At 68.9% G+C, this 15,147-nt stretch carries 14 protein-coding genes; 8 read left to right on the top strand and 6 right to left on the bottom strand.

What is annotated here, in order from left to right; genetic code table 11:
- Positions 1 to 4: 4 nt before the first annotated feature.
- The 5 genes from FGX59_RS17610 to FGX59_RS17590 all read right to left on the bottom strand — a co-directional run bounded on the left by FGX59_RS17610 (position 5) and on the right by FGX59_RS17590 (position 5,063).
- Entirely contained in the window at positions 5 to 448 is a 444-nt protein-coding gene (locus tag FGX59_RS17610; RefSeq protein WP_138468452.1) for a universal stress protein, read from the bottom strand.
- Positions 449 to 458: 10 nt separating this feature from the next.
- The gene (locus FGX59_RS17605) at positions 459 to 1,745 is read right to left on the bottom strand and encodes a TRAP transporter large permease (protein ID WP_138468451.1); all 1,287 of its coding nucleotides are present in this window, start codon (positions 1,743 to 1,745) and stop codon (positions 459 to 461) included.
- 3 nt (positions 1,746 to 1,748) lie between these two features.
- Positions 1,749 to 2,411, bottom strand: a complete 663-nt coding sequence (locus FGX59_RS17600) for a TRAP transporter small permease (RefSeq protein ID WP_138468450.1) — start codon at positions 2,409 to 2,411, stop codon at positions 1,749 to 1,751.
- Between the two features lie 94 nt (positions 2,412 to 2,505).
- Positions 2,506 to 3,522, bottom strand: a complete 1,017-nt coding sequence (gene dctP / locus FGX59_RS17595) for a TRAP transporter substrate-binding protein DctP (RefSeq protein WP_138468449.1) — start codon at positions 3,520 to 3,522, stop codon at positions 2,506 to 2,508.
- Between the two features lie 149 nt (positions 3,523 to 3,671).
- Positions 3,672 to 5,063: a PLP-dependent aminotransferase family protein gene (locus FGX59_RS17590; RefSeq protein ID WP_138468448.1), complete on the bottom strand. Its 1,392-nt coding sequence runs from the start codon at positions 5,061 to 5,063 to the stop codon at positions 3,672 to 3,674.
- Positions 5,064 to 5,149: 86 nt separating this feature from the next.
- Here FGX59_RS17590 and FGX59_RS17585 point away from each other — a divergent pair, with 86 nt between their 5' ends.
- The 7 genes from FGX59_RS17585 (at position 5,150) to FGX59_RS17555 (ending at position 14,086) form a co-directional block, all read left to right on the top strand.
- Positions 5,150 to 5,767 carry a uracil-DNA glycosylase family protein gene (locus tag FGX59_RS17585; protein WP_138468447.1) on the top strand — a complete coding sequence of 206 codons (618 nt, stop codon included), beginning with the start codon at positions 5,150 to 5,152 and terminating at the stop codon, positions 5,765 to 5,767.
- Positions 5,768 to 6,272: 505 nt separating this feature from the next.
- The gene (locus FGX59_RS17580; protein WP_138468446.1) at positions 6,273 to 6,776 is read left to right on the top strand and encodes a hypothetical protein; all 504 of its coding nucleotides are present in this window, start codon (positions 6,273 to 6,275) and stop codon (positions 6,774 to 6,776) included.
- A 162-nt stretch (positions 6,777 to 6,938) separates the two neighbouring features.
- Positions 6,939 to 8,840 (top strand): hypothetical protein, encoded by a 1,902-nt coding sequence (locus FGX59_RS17575; RefSeq protein WP_138468445.1) that lies wholly within the window; start codon positions 6,939 to 6,941, stop codon positions 8,838 to 8,840.
- Between the two features lie 12 nt (positions 8,841 to 8,852).
- Positions 8,853 to 11,186, top strand: coding sequence for a hypothetical protein (locus tag FGX59_RS17570; RefSeq protein ID WP_206078377.1), 2,334 nt, complete (start codon positions 8,853 to 8,855; stop codon positions 11,184 to 11,186).
- A complete protein-coding gene (locus FGX59_RS17565) occupies positions 11,186 to 11,686 on the top strand; it encodes a hypothetical protein (RefSeq protein WP_138468443.1) in 501 nt (166 codons plus the stop codon). Before FGX59_RS17570 ends, FGX59_RS17565 begins: the two co-directional genes overlap by 1 nt.
- Positions 11,667 to 12,149: a hypothetical protein gene (locus tag FGX59_RS17560; RefSeq protein ID WP_138468442.1), complete on the top strand. Its 483-nt coding sequence runs from the start codon at positions 11,667 to 11,669 to the stop codon at positions 12,147 to 12,149. Before FGX59_RS17565 ends, FGX59_RS17560 begins: the two co-directional genes overlap by 20 nt.
- Positions 12,146 to 14,086: an AAA family ATPase gene (locus FGX59_RS17555; protein ID WP_138468441.1), complete on the top strand. Its 1,941-nt coding sequence runs from the start codon at positions 12,146 to 12,148 to the stop codon at positions 14,084 to 14,086. Before FGX59_RS17560 ends, FGX59_RS17555 begins: the two co-directional genes overlap by 4 nt.
- Before the next feature lie 283 nt (positions 14,087 to 14,369).
- Here FGX59_RS17555 and FGX59_RS17550 read toward each other — a convergent pair whose 3' ends face one another.
- Positions 14,370 to 14,723, bottom strand: coding sequence for a transposase (locus tag FGX59_RS17550; RefSeq protein ID WP_171060691.1), 354 nt, complete (start codon positions 14,721 to 14,723; stop codon positions 14,370 to 14,372).
- A gap of 106 nt (positions 14,724 to 14,829) precedes the next feature.
- On the opposite strand from FGX59_RS17550, the gene FGX59_RS17545 reads away from it, so the two are divergent.
- A complete protein-coding gene (locus FGX59_RS17545; RefSeq protein ID WP_138468439.1) occupies positions 14,830 to 15,141 on the top strand; it encodes a helix-turn-helix domain-containing protein in 312 nt (103 codons plus the stop codon).
- Positions 15,142 to 15,147 lie beyond the last annotated feature (6 nt).

The raw sequence follows: 15,147 nt of genomic DNA, 5'->3' as shown, positions 1-15,147 counted from the left end.
CCGGTCAGACGACCAGGACGGGCGTGTCTGTCAGGCTGGTGACCTTGTGGCTCACCGAGCCCAGCATATAGCCCTCCGAAGAGCCGAGCCCGCGCGAGCCGACCACGATCAGGTCGCAGCCCTTCTCGCGGGCGAAATTGACGATGGTCCGCGCCGAGGGGCCGCCCTTGATGAAGGCGTTGACGGTCCCCACCCCCAGCTCCTGCGCCCGCGCCTTGGCGGTCTCGGCCGCCTCGCGCGACACCGAGCGCATGATGTCGTCGAGATTGGCGGCATTCTCGGCCGCCCCCCGCACCATGGAGAGCGACGCCTCGAGCATCGAATGGTGCCGGTAGACGGTCAGCACGACCAGCTGCGCGCCGGTCAGCACCGCCATTTCGGAGGCCTTCTCCAGGGCGCTCCAGGCGCCGTTGGAACCGTCATAGGCCAGCAGGATTTTCTTGAACATGTCCCTCTCCTCACTTCGCGAAGGCCAGATCGCGCAGGAAGAGCGCAATTTCGGGGACGAAGATCAGCAGCACGGCGACCGACAGCAGCATCAGGATGAAGGGCGGCGTGCCCTTGACCACCTCGGCATAGGGCCGCCGGAAGACGGCGATCGCCGTGAAGATGTCGCAGCCGAAGGGCGGCGTGGCGCTGCCGATGGCGACCTGCAGCGTGATGATCGTGCCGACCAGCACCGGATCGAGCCCGGCCGACTGCACCACCGGGGCGAAGATCGGCACGAAGATCAGGATCACCACGATCGGGTCGACGAACATGCAGCCGATGAAGAAGGCGATCGAGATGGTGAAGAGGATCCCGTAGGGCCCCATCTGGTCGATGCCGATCCCCGAAAGCACCTGCTGCGGGATCTGCGCGAAGCTGATGACATAGGAGAAGGCCGCGCCCGCGCCGACCAGGATGAAGACCACCGCGGTGATCAGGCCGGTCGATTTCGCCGTGGCGTAGAGCTGCTTCACCGACATCTCGCGGAAGATGACCATCTCGAGGAACAGCGCGTAGAGCACGCAGGCCGCCGCCGCCTCGGTGGGCGAGAAGATGCCGCCGTAGATGCCGCCGACGATGATGACCGGGAAGCCCAGCGGCCAGAGCGCGCGGCGCACCGCCTGCCCGCGCTCGGCCCAGCTCGATTTCGGCTCGGTCGGCACATTGTGGCGCTTGGCGTAGAAGTAGGAATAGACCGAGAACATCACCAGGATCAGCAGACCCGGGCCGATGCCCGCGATGAAAAGCTCGGAAATCGAGGTGCCCGAGACCACGCCGTAGATGATCATGCCGATCGAGGGCGGGATCAGGAAGGCGATGTCGGAGGCGTTGACGATCAGCGCCAGGACGAAATTGTCCTTGTAGCCCGCTTTCAGCATGCGCGGGCGCAACGGGCCGCCGACCGCGACCACGGTCGCCTGGGTCGAGCCCGAGACCGCGCCGAAAAGCGTGCAGGCGGTGGCGGTGGAGACGGCGAGCCCGCCCTTGAGATGCCCGACAAAGGCCATGACCAGGTCGATCAGCCGCGTGGCCGACTGGCCGCGGGTCATGATGTCGGCGGCGAAGATGAACATCGGCACGGCGATCAGGCTGGCCGGACGGATGCCGGCGAGGATCTGCTGCACCATCGTGTCGAGCTGCCCCAGCCCGCCGAAGAGCGAGACGAAGCCGATCAGCGATCCGGCGATCAGCGGGATCATCATCGGGAAGCCGAGCAGGAGAAGCACGATCATCGTGCCGAAAATGGCAAGGCTCATCGCTCAGACCTCCTCTTCGCCGGTATCGTCATAGCCTTCCATCGTCGAGGTGGAGAGCCAGATGTCCTTGTCGAGCACGTTCTTCACCGCGGTCAGCGCGTATTGCAGCCCGGTCAGGAAGAAGCCCAGCGGCGCCCAGACGATGATGTACCATACCGGGATCTGCAGCGCCGGCAGGAGCCGCCCGCGCGAGGCCTGGGTGGTGACGTAGTCGATCGAGTACCAGCAGAGCAGGAACATCGCCGCCGCGGTCGTGACCGCGATCACCACCATCAGCGGCTTTCTCAAGGGCGGCGCCATCGCGTCGAAGATCGCCGACATGCGGATATGGCGGCCATGGCGCGCAGCATAGGAGATGCCGGCGAAGGTGATCAGGATGATCAGCGCCTGGTTCAGCTCCTCGGAGAAGAACAGGCTCTGCCCCACGACGTAGCGGCCGACCACATTGGCGATCGTGTTCAGCGCCATCAAGAGCACGCCCGCGGCCAGCAGCACCGCCTCGATCCGGGCGACGGCCGCGTCGATCGTGCCGAGGATCCCCGGCAGGCCGGAGACGTATTTGGAATCGTCGATATCGTCGTCTACGCCCGGCACCTGCGCATCGGCGATGATATCCGGGTCGATATCCCGGCTGGGTGCGGGCGCGCCTGGGGAATCTGCAGTCATGGCAGCGATCCTTGATGGCTCTGGGGAGGGGGCCGTGCGGTGGGCGGGGCGGTCTTGCCGCCGCTCCGCCCGCTCTGTCGTCAGCCGTAGCGGCTCAGCTGTCGCCGGCCGCGGCGAGATCGGCCTTCATCTGGTCGAGGATCGCCTGCGCCTGGTCGCCGCCGATCTTGAGGAACTCGGCCTCGACCGAATCCGCGGTGGCCTTGAAGGGCGCGCGCTCTTCCTCGGTCAGCGTGGTGATGGTCATCGAGGGCTTGGCTTCCTTGATCTTCTCCAGCGACGCCTCGGTCAGCCCGTCCTGGTAGTCGATGATGTAGTCGAAGGCCGCCTCGATGGCGTTCTGGACAACGGTCTGGTCCTCTTCGGGCAGATCGTCGAAGAACTCCTTGTTGGCCATCACCGCGGTGGTGAAGTTGTTGTGCCCCGCCCGCGTGATGTAGTCGGTCACCTCGTACATCTTGGTCGACTCGATGAAGAAGGCCGGGTTCTCCTGGCCCTGGATGATGCCGGTCTGCAGCGCGCCGTAGACCTCGCCCCAGGGCAGCGGCGTCGGCGTCGCGCCGAAGGCCTGGTAGCTTTCCACCAGGAGCGGGTTCGTCATCACCCGGAACTTGACCTCGTCCAGATCCGCGGGCCCCGAGACCGGCTCGGTCGTGGTCATCATGACCTCGCCCTCGGGGAACATGGTCAGCAGCTCCAGCCCCTGGTCGGCATAGAGCGGCGGGAAGAGCTCGTGGATGGCCTTCGAGTTGCGGAAGAAGCTGACCAGCTGCTCTTCGTCGGAGGGCAGCAGGTAGGGCACGAAGAAGACCTGCGCCTCGGGGATCAGCGCCCCGGTGAAGCCCGGCGACTGGTCGACGAATTGCAGGATGCCCGACTGCGCCTGCTCCATGATGTCGGCAGACTCGCCCAGAGTGCCGAACGGGAAGAGCTGGACCGAATGGTCGGAATTCGCCTCGATCTCCTCCTTGAACTTCTGCGCGAACTTGCCCTGGACCTCGTCCATGGCCTCCTCGAACGCGTAGCGCCAGGTGTCGGCACCGGCCGTGCCTGCTCCGACCGCCAGGGCAAGCGCGCTGGCGGCAAAAGTGCGAATATAGGTCATTGTCATTCCCCTTGTCCTGCGCCGAAGCGGTTTGAACGGCGCCGTTCTTGGTACGGCGGGCCCCATGTCCCGCTCTGACTGCCCCAAGCCTCAAAGCTGGCCAATCTCATGTCAATCCGAACATTGACCCATGACAATCCGCCGGAAACGCCTTGTCAGGCTGGGGATCCGGCCACTCCCGAGGCCGCCCGCAGGAGCGGCGCAACCCGCGATAGCGCGTCCTCGAGGTCTCCCGCCGTGCTGCTGCCGAGGCAGATCCGCACCGCCGGAGGCCGTGGCGAGACCGCGAAGGCCGCCCCCGGGGTGAGCGCGACATCTCGCTGCAGGGCCCGGTCCAGCAAGGCATCTTCGCTGGCGCCGTCTGCAAGCGGAAGCCAGCGGTGCATGCCATGGGCATGCCCCGAGGCGCCCGCTCCGAGCATCCGGACGGCCAGCCGGTTGCGCCGCGCCAGCTCGGCGCGCTGCAGCGCCATCAGCGCCTCCGCCGTGCCGCTGGCGATCCAGTCCGCGGCGATCTCGGCCATCAGCGGCGTCGCCATCCAGGCCATCGACAGGTGCCTGCCGGCCGTGCAATCCGCCATCGCTTCGGGCATCGCGAGAAATCCCAGCCGCAATCCGGGCGACAGGCACTTGGTCAGGCCGGTGAGGTAGAATCCCCGTTCCGGCGCGAAGCGCGCCACCGGAAGCGGCAGATCCGGCACCAGCGGCCCGGCCGGATCGCTCTCGATGATCCACAGGCCCGCGCGCCGCGCCGCCATTGCCAGCGCCTCGCGCCGCGCCGCGGGCATGATCCGCGCCTCGGGCCCGGCGCCCGAGGGCAGCAGGAACACCGCCTTCATCTGCCCCGCCGAGGCCGCCGCCGCCGCCTCCAGCGCCTCGGGCAGCATCCCCGCCCCGTCGCCGGGAATGCCCTGCAGCCGCAGGTGCAGGTTGCGCGCCGCGGGCATCAGGCTGTGGCTGGTGACCGGGTCGGTGGCGATCACCTCGCCCGGCCCCGCCACCGACAGCAGCGCCGCCGACATCGCCGGGGTGACGCCATTGGTCATCAGGATGCGCGCCGGCGGCAGGTCGAGCCCGCAGCGCGCCAGCCAGGTGGCCGCCGCCTCGCCATGGCGCGCGGACATGGCGTCCGGCTCGAAGGAATGCATCGCCTCCTCCGGCAGGTCGCGCGCCACCCGTTCCAGCGAGGCGGTCCAGGCATCGGCGATCTCGGGCAGCCGCACCGGCGTCATCAGCGACAGGTCGATCGGCGCCCGCCCGCTGCCGCCGCCGCTATGCCAGGGCATCGCCCCCGCGGCGCTGGCAGCGTGCTTGACGAAGCTGCCGCGGCCGACCTCGCCCGAGACCAGGTCGGCGCGGATCAGCTCTTCGTAGGCGCGGCTGACAGTCTGGACGGAGACGCCGAGGCGCCAGGCCATGTTGCGGTGGGGCGGCAGCCGGTCTCCGGGGCGCAGCCGCCCCGAGCCGATCGCCGCGGCGATGCCCTGGGCCAGGCTGCGATAGGCGGGGCGGGAAATGTCCTGCGGAGAAAGGGGCCAATGCGACATGGCCAAAGTGTCGCCCAGCGGGCCCCTCTTGTCCAGCTTGCGCCCCGGGCTGGCCGCGGGCGCGGCGCCGCGCTATGACACCGGCCATGCGCCCTGCCCCGCCCGATTCCGGCCCAGATGGCGACCTGCCCGGCCGGATCTCCGCCTGCCGCCTCTGCGCGCCGCGCTTCGCGGCGACCGCCACGCGCCATGCGCCGCGGCCGGTCCCCTGGTTCCGCCCCGGCACCCGCATCCTGGTCGCGGGCCAGGCGCCCGGGATGCGCGTCCACGAGGCCGGAAAGCCCTTCTTCGACCGCTCGGGCGACCGGCTGCGCGACTGGATGGGGATCGATGCGGCGACCTTCTACGACCGCAGCCTCGTCTCCGTCCTGCCGACCGCCTTCTGCTTCCCGGGCTACGACGCGCGCGGCGCCGACCTGCCGCCCCCGCCGGTCTGCTGGGAGACCTGGCATGGCGCGGTGCTCGAGGAGATCGGTCCGGTCCCCCTGCGGCTCGTCATCGGCGGCTACGCGATCAAGCGGCATCTGGGGCTGAAGGGCCCGCTCTCCGGCATCGTCTCCGGCTGGCGCGCCCATGCGCCGGGCACCTTCGTGCTGCCGCATCCCTCCTGGCGGAACAATGCCTGGCTGAAGCGCAACCCCTGGTTCGAGGCCGAGCTCCTGCCCGCCCTGCGATCGGCCGTCCGGGACGCCCTCCGCGGCTAGATTGCCGCCCGCCCCGCGGCATGCGGGAGCTTGCCGGACATCCGGTGGCCTCAATGTGCCGCGGGACGCAGCCGGGACATGCCCTTGACCTACTGGATGCCCGCGAACCGCAGCGTCGCAAATGCCTGGCCTTGGCGGGGTGCGGCGCACGGACCCGTCGCGGCGAACGGCTCGCGCCGAAGACAATCGCCGCCAAGATCTACCACGTCTGCGCCATATACAAATGGTTTGCCGAGAAGGGCTGGTTCCGCGGCGATCTTGGCCCCCGCGCGCTCCGCAAGCGCGGGTATCGCCGTGGCGGAGCGCCAGACCTGCATCATTCCAGCACCGGCGGCAACCAGGGAACATTGCCCGGCCCCACCGGATCCGCTTTGGCGGAGGTCGGGGAAGGAGCTCGGCCGGACTCCCGCGAACCCTGACAGCATCCGATCTGCGCAAGCTGGAGGACACCCTCGCCAGGAGCATCGCCGCGGCGGATGAGGGCAGCGCGCGCCGCGACCAGCACATGCGCGACCAGCTCATCTTATCCGTCGGACGCATCGCCGGACTCCGGGTCGAGGAAATGGAGGGTCTGCCGGTGGCAAAGATCATGGCGCTCCGCCTGCGGGGCGCCGGGCCGGCAGAGACACGCAAGCTGTCTGTGGAGGGCAAGTTCGCCAAGACCCGCGACGTGTCCTTTCCGGTGGAGCTGCTCCGGCAGCTTCAGGCATACGCATTGGAACTGCGCGACCGGGCGCTGGAGGGGAGCCGACAACCCGAGCCCGCTGGGCTGTTCGTCGTCCATCTCGGCAAGGCGCGCGGCCGGGCCCTGTCGATCCGCGGCCTGCAGCGCGCGATGGAGGACCTCTTCATCCGGGCCGGGCTCTTCGAGCTCGTCCCCTGCAAGACCGCAGCAGGGGTCCAGCGGCTGGACGGGAGCGGCAGGCCGCTCCTGCGTCCGCGCGCGCGGCACAGCGTCCACGACCTGCGCCGTCGAGACCTACTATTCCTGGCTGCGCCTGCTCGATGACCGGGTCCAGGCGCTGGCCAAGGTCCGGGCCCAGCTGGGGCACAAGGATATCGCGACGACCGAAGGGATGTACGCCGTGATGACGGAGCAATATTCCAGCTGGCTGAGCTTCTCCGAGGGGCTCGACGTCGAACGGCGGGCGCAAGCGGGGCGGGACAGCCAATGACCGACAGCCACGACGAAGGCGCCCGCCCCGTGCTGCCGTCGCGCCAGAAATCCATCGCCGAGTTTCTGGATGGGGAGGACAGCCGCGGGGAGGATCCATGGGATCACGCGACGATCAAAGAGGGGCCGGACGGCAGCATCATCCTGTCGGTGCGCGAACCGGAGGGCAGCGTGAAGGCGTGGCGGGAGTACAATGTCTCCTTCCTCGCAGGCCAGGGGCTGCGTCCGATCCTGGAGACCGGCTTGCTGCATGCCGTGCGCAAGGGAGCAGCCGGTAGCCACGGGCAGCTGGCAAGGCGCCTCCGCCGCGGCTGGGCTGAATTTGCCGGCACCACGCAGCGGCCCGGCGGGGCGCACCGCCGAGACATCGGCATCCGCGACCTTGCGGCGGCCGATCTCGAGGCCTTCGCGATTTTCCTCAGGGCCTTGTCCGTCGGCAACGACGAACGCCGCAACCGCGCAGGGACGCTCCGCTCCGTTCTCGAAGCCGCGGCCCTGAGCGGCAAGCTCGACCCTGACGACGCCTTGGCGCTCGATGAGATCCGCAACCTGCCGATCTATCGCGACCTGCCGAAGCGCAGCCAGCAGCCTTCGGACAGCGCCAAATCGGACGCTGAAGAAGCGGAGAAATTCCTGTCCCACGCCCGGCTGGAGGCGATCCACGAGGCAGCGGAACGGGACGTCGCCGAGATCACCGAACAATGGGATGCGGACCAGAGGCGGATCTCGGCGGCCCGCGCGTGCCTGGACCGTGCACCGCATGTCACCGAGCTCATGGCCGATCGCTGGCGCGCCCTCGCCTGGATCGGCGGACGCTGCCCCGGCCCGCTGCCGACCAGCAGGCAAGCCCAGGCGCATGACCCGATGCTGTATCACGTGCTGTTCGACACCAGGCGTGGCGGCCTGGGACTGGGAAACGTGGTGCAGTGCTTCCAGGGCCGCAGCTACGAGCTCGTGCCCTTCCTGATCCTCCTGCTGATCCGGCTCCGCTGGAATGTCTCGACGCTGACCGGGCTCGAATGGAGCGACATCCGCGAGGATGGCGACATCATTACTCTGGTGCCGGCGAAGAGGCGGTCATTCGGCGCGCAGAAGCGGCAGGAACCGGCCGGGGACCCGGCAGATCCGCTGTCGCTCTGCTCGATCCTGCGGGTTCTGCGCGAGATGACGGCGCGGGCCCGGACGGTGGCACCGTCGATCTGGAAAGACCGCGTTTTCCTGGCAATAGCCCTTCGCAACAGCAATGGGAGCCGCATTATCGACCCAGACGCACTGCTCGAGAGTAAACCTTCTCGGGGCGACGATGCGCTGTCCTGCTTCATCGAGAATGCAGGATTGGATCGTTTTCAGCCGAAGGCCCTGAGGCCGACGGTGATCGACGCCGTGATCCGCTGGTCGGAGAAACTGCCCGTGGGCCAGCTGGAGGCGCGTCACCGGCAGCAGTCCACGACGATCAAGCACTACGTTTCCGTAGAGACAGCCGAAAGGCGGAGGCTGATCCTGGCGGAAATGCCGGGCCAGATGCAGCGTTGGGCGATGACGGACGGGCGCATCGATCCACGTTTCCTGCCGGCCGGAAGCGACATCCGCAGCGCGACGCCGGGCTTCGGCTGCCTAGATCCTTACGACTCGCCGCTTCCGGGGCAGGAGCAGGGGCGGCTCTGCCGCGCCGAATGGCATTGCCCGTCCTGCCCGCTTGTCATCCTGCGCGCGGATGACGCCAGGCAGGTGGCCTATGCCCTCGCCTATGCCGAGGCGGCGGCGCGCGCGACCGAGCTCGATCCCGGAACCTCGGCCCGCCTGCTCGCTGCCTATGATGCGATGCTGCGGCAGGTTCCCGACGCCACGCTCCGGCAGGCTGCCAGCCTGCCGAAGCCGTCTGTCCAGATCCCGGGCTAAGGAGCTTAGGGAATGTCGATCAACCGCCTCCTGAACGCGCCGCTGCCGCCCGAAGCGCTCCTGGCGCTCGGACAGCAGGGCACCGCCACCCTTTCGGTCGCCGACCTGCGGATCAGTTCGCATCCGGAGTCCGGGAAGTTCTCCTGCAATGTCTGGATCTGCGACGGCACGGCTTGGGAAAGCGAGCGCACGGCCGATTTCGGGACGGAGCTGCCGCTCGGCCAGGGCCGCCTCACCGACCCCGGGCGCGAGTGGCTGCTTTTGGATGTCAAGCTGGTGCTTTGGCATTTGAAGGAAACCAGCCCGCCCGAAGCGGCCGGACGGCGGCTGCGCACTGCCTGGCAGTATCTGCGCCGCCTCGCTGCCTGGATCTGCGCGCAGGCCCTGCCGGATTTCTCGTTTCTCACCCAGGCGCGGCTCTGGCGCGATGGCGGGCTGGACAATCCGGACAGTTTCGCGGCAAGCCTCCTGGCGCAGCTCGGCGGCGATCCGGACCGGATCGCTCCGGGGACCGCCGCAGGGCATCTCAATTCTGCGACCCTGATCTTCCGGGCGCATCAGGCCCTCTCGGCGCTCGGCCGCCCGGTCATGCCGGAAATCCCCTACGGCTACGGCGACCGGCTCGACCTGGCCATGGAAATTGGCCGGAAGGAGTCCGAAAGCTACCGGCCGATGCCGGACGAGGTCGCGATCCCGCTCCTCAACGCGGCGCTGGACTGGCTGGGACCGAGGGCCGAGGACGTGATTGCGGCAACATCGATCTACATGTCGGCATTCGTGAACGCGCGCGAAGTCGATCGCCTGTCCCCGGGTGGCGCCAGGAAAAGGGCCGCAGGCGATCTTGCCGCCTTCCGGTTTTCGCGGCTACCGGGGGAAAGCGCTCCATGGCAGGCGCCAATCTTCGAGCTTGTTCCCGGAAAGAAACCCAAAGCGGTCGAGGGCGGTCTAGAGCGGCTCGTCCAGCTGTGGCGAATGGTGCAGACAGCGGCGCTGACCATCCTGCAACAGAGCTCGGGCATGCGCGCCGACGAACTGCTGTCGCTGCCGGCCGGGCGCAGCAAATACGGCATGCCGCTCTGCCTCGAGGAGCGGCTCGTCGCGCAGAACACCAAGCACATGCTCGTCCTGAAAGGAAGCATCTCCAAGGTCAATGGCGGCCTGCGCGAGCCGCACGATTTCGTCGTCGGCATGAGGCCGGCCATTCGTGGCGTGAACACGCCGGAGCCCCCCGCCCGGCGGGCGGTCGAGGTCCTGCTGGAACTGGGCAGGCAGATGCGCAAGTTCAGGGATATCTCTCCCGAGGCCGGAAACGCACTTGTCCTGATCTGGGACAGCCATGGCTTCCCCCAAGGCGGGAGAACCGTCCGGCGGATGCAAACCAGCACGCTCAACAAAAACTACCGGGTCTTCCTCGCCGAAGCCTGCGGCGAGCTTCTGGCCGCGCTTCCCGATGACAGCCCGTCCCTGGTCCAGGATGGCTGGCTCGGCCAATGGCGCGACAGCCTGGGCGCGATCCTGTGCTCGACGATGATCCGCAAGACCTTCGCCAATTTCGCCTATTCGGCCAAACCGGAGCTGCTGCCGGAGATCCGCGTGCAATATGGCCACGTGTCAGAGGCGATGACCGCGTGCTATGCCAACAACGACTACCAGATCCTCCAGGCGAACGCGATGGAGGCCGAGATGGCGATCGGCCATGTTCTCGAGATGCTTGCGAAGAATGCGCTGGCCGGCCGCGGCGCCGAAGAGATCGCGGTCCGGTCCGACTGGCAGGCGCTGCGCCAGCGGCTCGAACACGCGCCCGATGACGATGCCGCCGGGATCGTCCGTGACTGGCTGATCGCAACACGGCGGATGGTCGACGAAGGGGCGCAACGCACGCGGGTAGATGGAACCAGGTTCAAAGAGGACCTCAAGGCCTCTGCCATCTCGGACGCGGCCCATGGCCTCTGTGCGGCGGTCTCGATCCTTGCCTCGGACCAGGAATGCCGAAAGGCGGGCGGCACGATCAACCGGCTCTTCGACGGGTTCGGTCCGGACAAGCGCTACCGGACGCCCGCGCGCTGCACCGGCTGCGTGAATTTCGTTGTCCTCGAACGCCACCGGCCCTTCTGGGAACAGCGCCTTGCGACAGCGACGGAGACGGTCGAATTCTGCCGCCAGTCCGGAGACCCGGTCTCGGTCTACGAGGCGCCGCAGGCGACGGCCGGGCAGGCAAGGGCCTGGCTGGCCGCGATTGGCACCGCGCCGGAGAGGATTGCCGAACTGGAAGCGCGAGCCGCGGACCGCGCCGGAAAACTGCTCGCCAAGGCAGGCACGCGGCCCCGCCGCGAAAGGAGACTCTGATGCGCGAGCCGAGCCCCCGCAAGCAGCGCAAGCCGGAGCAGGTCAAGGCGGATTTCCACGACGCGATCGACCGGATCGTTGCGGGCAAGCCGCTGCGCAAGGACCTCAAGGCCAAGGCTGCCACCGGCAAGCTGAAGCTGACCAAGACGAATGTGGCGCTGGAATCCGGGCGCAGCCCCGCCCTGCTCTACCGCGACGATTACGCCGATATCCAGAAGCGCATCGCCGAACTGGCCCGACCGCGCAAGGACCGCCATGTCTCGCCGACGCTGCAGGCCTTCCGCGAGCTCCAGGCCGAGCTCGACACGCATCTCGAGGCCGCGAAGAAGAATTGGGGTGAATTGACGGAGGTCTTCGCCGAGAAGCTGCGTCTGGAAGAGCAGCGTGCGCGCGACCGGGCCGAACTCGACCGGCTGAAGCGGGAGCTGCAGGCGGCGCGCGCGGAAATCAGCGAGTTGAGGCAGCGGATCGAGGGCGGCAATGTCTCGCGCCTCAAGTAGCCCGCGCCGCTCGAACCTGCAAAAGCGCGACGAGGCGATCCGGCGGGTCGCGCAGCTGATCGCGGAGTGCGAGGCCGCCGGGGAAACGCTGCCTGCGCGCGGAGGCGCGCTCTGGCAGGCCGAGATCAAGCGTCGCGCCGGGCTCGGCAACAGCCAGATCACCGGCAATCCGGAGGTGCGGCGCCTGCTCGCCGAGCATGCCGCGCGCCATGGTCTCGCCTGGTCGCTGCCGGGCAGCGTGGCGCCGGAGGAAGAGTTGCCTGATGAACTGGGCGCCGACGCCACCGTGCCGATGGCCCGCTACCAGGCGGTGAAGCGCGAGCTGGCGGCCTCGGAGAAGGCCTGCGCCGAATTGCGGGCGCGGCTTGTCCGGGCCGAGGCAGAGCTCCGCCGCCATGCCATGGTCGAGGAGCTGATCGCGCTCGGCGGCCGCTACACCCCGCCCGGCGACGGCACGGAATGAGCACCGACGGCGTCGTCCCAGAGCAGCCAGAAGCCTTCGCCGCCTGGCTGGCCTCCGAGCGCGCCTTTGCCGGGATCGGACCGAAGCGCGCGCAAGCACTCGCGGATACGTTCGGTGCCGGTCTTCAGGACGCGATCCTGCGCGGGGACGCCCGCATCGTCGGCATGCTCGGCGAAGAGGTGGCGCTGCGGGCCGCAGAGGTGCTCGACGAAAGGCTGGCGGAAGCGGCGTTCTTCCGCTGGCTGGAGGAGATCGGCGCGCGCCTTCCGGCCTGGCAGGCCAGCCGGATCGCGAGAGCCTGGGGGCCACAGGGACTTGCAGAGGTCCGCGGGAACCCCTGGCTGCTTCTGCCCGTCGCCGGCTGGGATGCGGCCGGACAGATTGCACGGCTGTCGGGCCTCGGCGAAACTGATCCGCGCCGCGAGATTGCCGCCGTGGAATGGGAGCTCGGAAAGCTGCGGCAGGGGATGGACGCGGCACTGGCCGTCGATCGCGGCACCCTGCTGGAGAAGGTGGCCAGGCGGCTCGGCCATCGGCCGTCGCCCGGCCTCGCCGATCGCGCCATCGCCGCGCGCGCCGCCGTCGCGCTCGGACTGGACCTGCAGCCGCCCGGCTTCGGCTACATGGAGGCCGAGATCGCGCTGAGGACCGCCGAAATCGCGGCCTTGCCCCCGGCCGCCGGGGTGACCGAGGCCGGGCTCCTCGGCCTGCTCATCGACACCGATAGCCGCAACGGCCCCTTCCCGCTGACGCCTGCGCAGCGCGACGCTGTCCGGCTGGCGCACCGCCACCGCCTGCTGCTCGTGTCCGGCCATGCAGGCTCGGGCAAGACCACGGCCCTGCGCGCGCTCTGCGCGACGCTGGAAGCCGTCGGCCGCAAGCCGCTGATCCTGACCCTTGCCGGGCGCGCCGCGCGGCGGGCGCGCGAGGTGACGGGCCGCCCGGCCATCACCGTCGCGCGCTTCGCCTGGGAGCAGGCAGGGCGGCAGCTCGACGGGCGGCAGGCGATCATCATCGACGAGGCCTCGATGGTCGGCGTGACCGAGATGTGGCGGCTCCTTCGGCGGTTGGGCGAGGCCTCGCTCATCCTCGTCGGCGACCCGGCGCAGCTGCCCCCCGTGACGCCCGGTCCGGTCTTCCATGTCCTGGCCGAGGACGCGGCTCTGCCGCATGCACGCCTCTCCGAGGTTCTGCGCCAGACCGCGGCCACGGGCATTCCGGCGATCGCCGGGGAGGTGCGGACCGGGCACATGCCGGAACTGCCGCGTCCGGTCGCGGCCGAGCCGGGCGCCTTCTTCGAGCCCTGTGCACCCGCAGACCTGACGGCATCACTTCAGCTTCTCGGCCGGATGTTCCGCCGCGCCGGGACCGAACGGGACGACATGCAGATCATCGCGCCCACGAATGCCGATGTCGCGCGCATCAACGCCTGGTTCCACGCCCTGCATCCGCAGGTGAAAGCCGCAGCCAGGCCGGAGGACATGCCTGTCGCACCGGGCGAGCCCGTGATCTGGATCGCGAACGCACCCGAGCGCGGCCTCACGAACGGTGCGCTCGGCCGCATCGTCAGCATTGCAGGACCCAGGATAGTAGCCGAACTCGACGGCATCCGGCATGATCTGTCCGAGGCCGACATGGTTCATGTCCAGCTGGCCTATGCGATCACCGTGCACAAGGCGCAGGGCAGCCAGTGGCAGCGGGTGATCGTCCCGGTCCGTGACAGCAAGCCGCTCGACCGCGCGCTCGTCTACACCGCCATGACCCGCGCAACCGAGCAGGTCGTCCTGATCGGCGATGCAGGAGCGCTCCGGCGTGCCGTCAGCGCGCCGCCCCGTTCGGATCGCGGCCGGACCGGACTCGCGCGCTGGCTGCAGCTTGCCCGCGGCATGCTGTCGGGCGAACTCACGCCAGAGGAAGGCAACAGTCCCGGGACCTGAACGCTCTCCTCCCGGCTCCGCAAGGGCAGCAAGGGGTTGACGGCGGCGGCACCGGCGGATGCTGGCGAGGACGGCGTGTCGCAGACACGGCGGCCGAGGCCGCAGGCCGAGCCGGTTCCGCCGCCGTCAAGCGGCACGACAGGCTCCGGGGCGCGGGGCTGGAGCGTCAAGCGGATCGCGACCCGCGGCGCGATCCGTAGCGGAGGACCCGGGACAGATCGCAGCGCGATCTGCGCCCCGGACGTGCCGCGACCCCTTGCGGGAAGCTGCGCGCGGGCGCCTGTCAGTCCGGCACCGGATAGGAGGTCCGGGCAAAGGCCAGCGCCGCGCGGCGGAGGATGTCGTTCTCGTCTCGCAGGAACAGGTTTTCCTTGCGCAGGCGGTCCAGCTCATCCGGTTCCCTGACCGCCGAAGCCTTGCGGGCAGACATTTTGCCAGGGACCGGTTTCCGCCTTGCGGGAACCTGCGGCTTGTCCTCCGAGCCGCCGGGATACTTCGCGATCCAGCGGTAGAGCGTCGAGTTGCCGATGCCCAGCTCCCGCGCGATCGCCGGGACGGATTTTGTCGAGGCCTTCGCCAGCCGCACCGCCTCGCGCTTGTAGGCCTCGTCCGGCCGCATGCGCCTCAGCTGTTCCACAAGTCTCGCCTCGTCCATGCCGGTTCCGTTCCCTCTCCGGTTGCGTCTCACGAATGTCTCTTAAAACCGGTAGAGCTAAAACCGGCAAGAGGCGAATAGCCTATGGGTGAAGCGAACCGTTCCCTCTCCCCTCCGGCGCAACCTCGCGCGCAACCTGCGCAGCGTCCGCGCGACCCTCGGCTGGTCGCAGGAGCGGCTGGCCGCCGAGGCGAACCTGAACCGCACCTATCTCAGCGCGGTGGAGCGCGAAGAGCAGAACATCTCGCTCGACAACATCCACAAGCTCGCCGCCGCGCTGGATCTCGCCGCCTGCCACCTGATCGACGCCGGATCGGACTTCGGTCCCGAGGGGCTCGCGCGGCTGCGGGCGGCTTCCCCGCCGGTGCAGGCCGTGCTACCCGATGATCAGGCCGGGTGAACCGAT

Origin of the sequence: Poseidonocella sp. HB161398 (genome assembly GCF_005870025.1) — a bacterium.
Taxonomy (GTDB): Bacteria; Pseudomonadota; Alphaproteobacteria; order Rhodobacterales; family Rhodobacteraceae; genus Mangrovicoccus.
This window is presented reverse-complemented; position numbering and strand designations above follow the sequence as displayed.

Coding starts and splice junctions, on each gene's coding strand:
- FGX59_RS17610 (WP_138468452.1), bottom strand. CDS start 448: ATGTTCAAGAAAATCCTGCTGGCCTATGACGGTTCCAACGGCGCCTGG.
- FGX59_RS17605 (WP_138468451.1), bottom strand. CDS start 1,745: ATGAGCCTTGCCATTTTCGGCACGATGATCGTGCTTCTCCTGCTCGGC.
- FGX59_RS17600 (WP_138468450.1), bottom strand. CDS start 2,411: ATGACTGCAGATTCCCCAGGCGCGCCCGCACCCAGCCGGGATATCGAC.
- dctP (WP_138468449.1), bottom strand. CDS start 3,522: ATGACAATGACCTATATTCGCACTTTTGCCGCCAGCGCGCTTGCCCTG.
- FGX59_RS17590 (WP_138468448.1), bottom strand. CDS start 5,063: ATGTCGCATTGGCCCCTTTCTCCGCAGGACATTTCCCGCCCCGCCTAT.
- FGX59_RS17585 (WP_138468447.1), top strand. CDS start 5,150: ATGCGCCCTGCCCCGCCCGATTCCGGCCCAGATGGCGACCTGCCCGGC.
- FGX59_RS17580 (WP_138468446.1), top strand. CDS start 6,273: ATGCGCGACCAGCTCATCTTATCCGTCGGACGCATCGCCGGACTCCGG.
- FGX59_RS17575 (WP_138468445.1), top strand. CDS start 6,939: ATGACCGACAGCCACGACGAAGGCGCCCGCCCCGTGCTGCCGTCGCGC.
- FGX59_RS17570 (WP_206078377.1), top strand. CDS start 8,853: ATGTCGATCAACCGCCTCCTGAACGCGCCGCTGCCGCCCGAAGCGCTC.
- FGX59_RS17565 (WP_138468443.1), top strand. CDS start 11,186: ATGCGCGAGCCGAGCCCCCGCAAGCAGCGCAAGCCGGAGCAGGTCAAG.
- FGX59_RS17560 (WP_138468442.1), top strand. CDS start 11,667: ATGTCTCGCGCCTCAAGTAGCCCGCGCCGCTCGAACCTGCAAAAGCGC.
- FGX59_RS17555 (WP_138468441.1), top strand. CDS start 12,146: ATGAGCACCGACGGCGTCGTCCCAGAGCAGCCAGAAGCCTTCGCCGCC.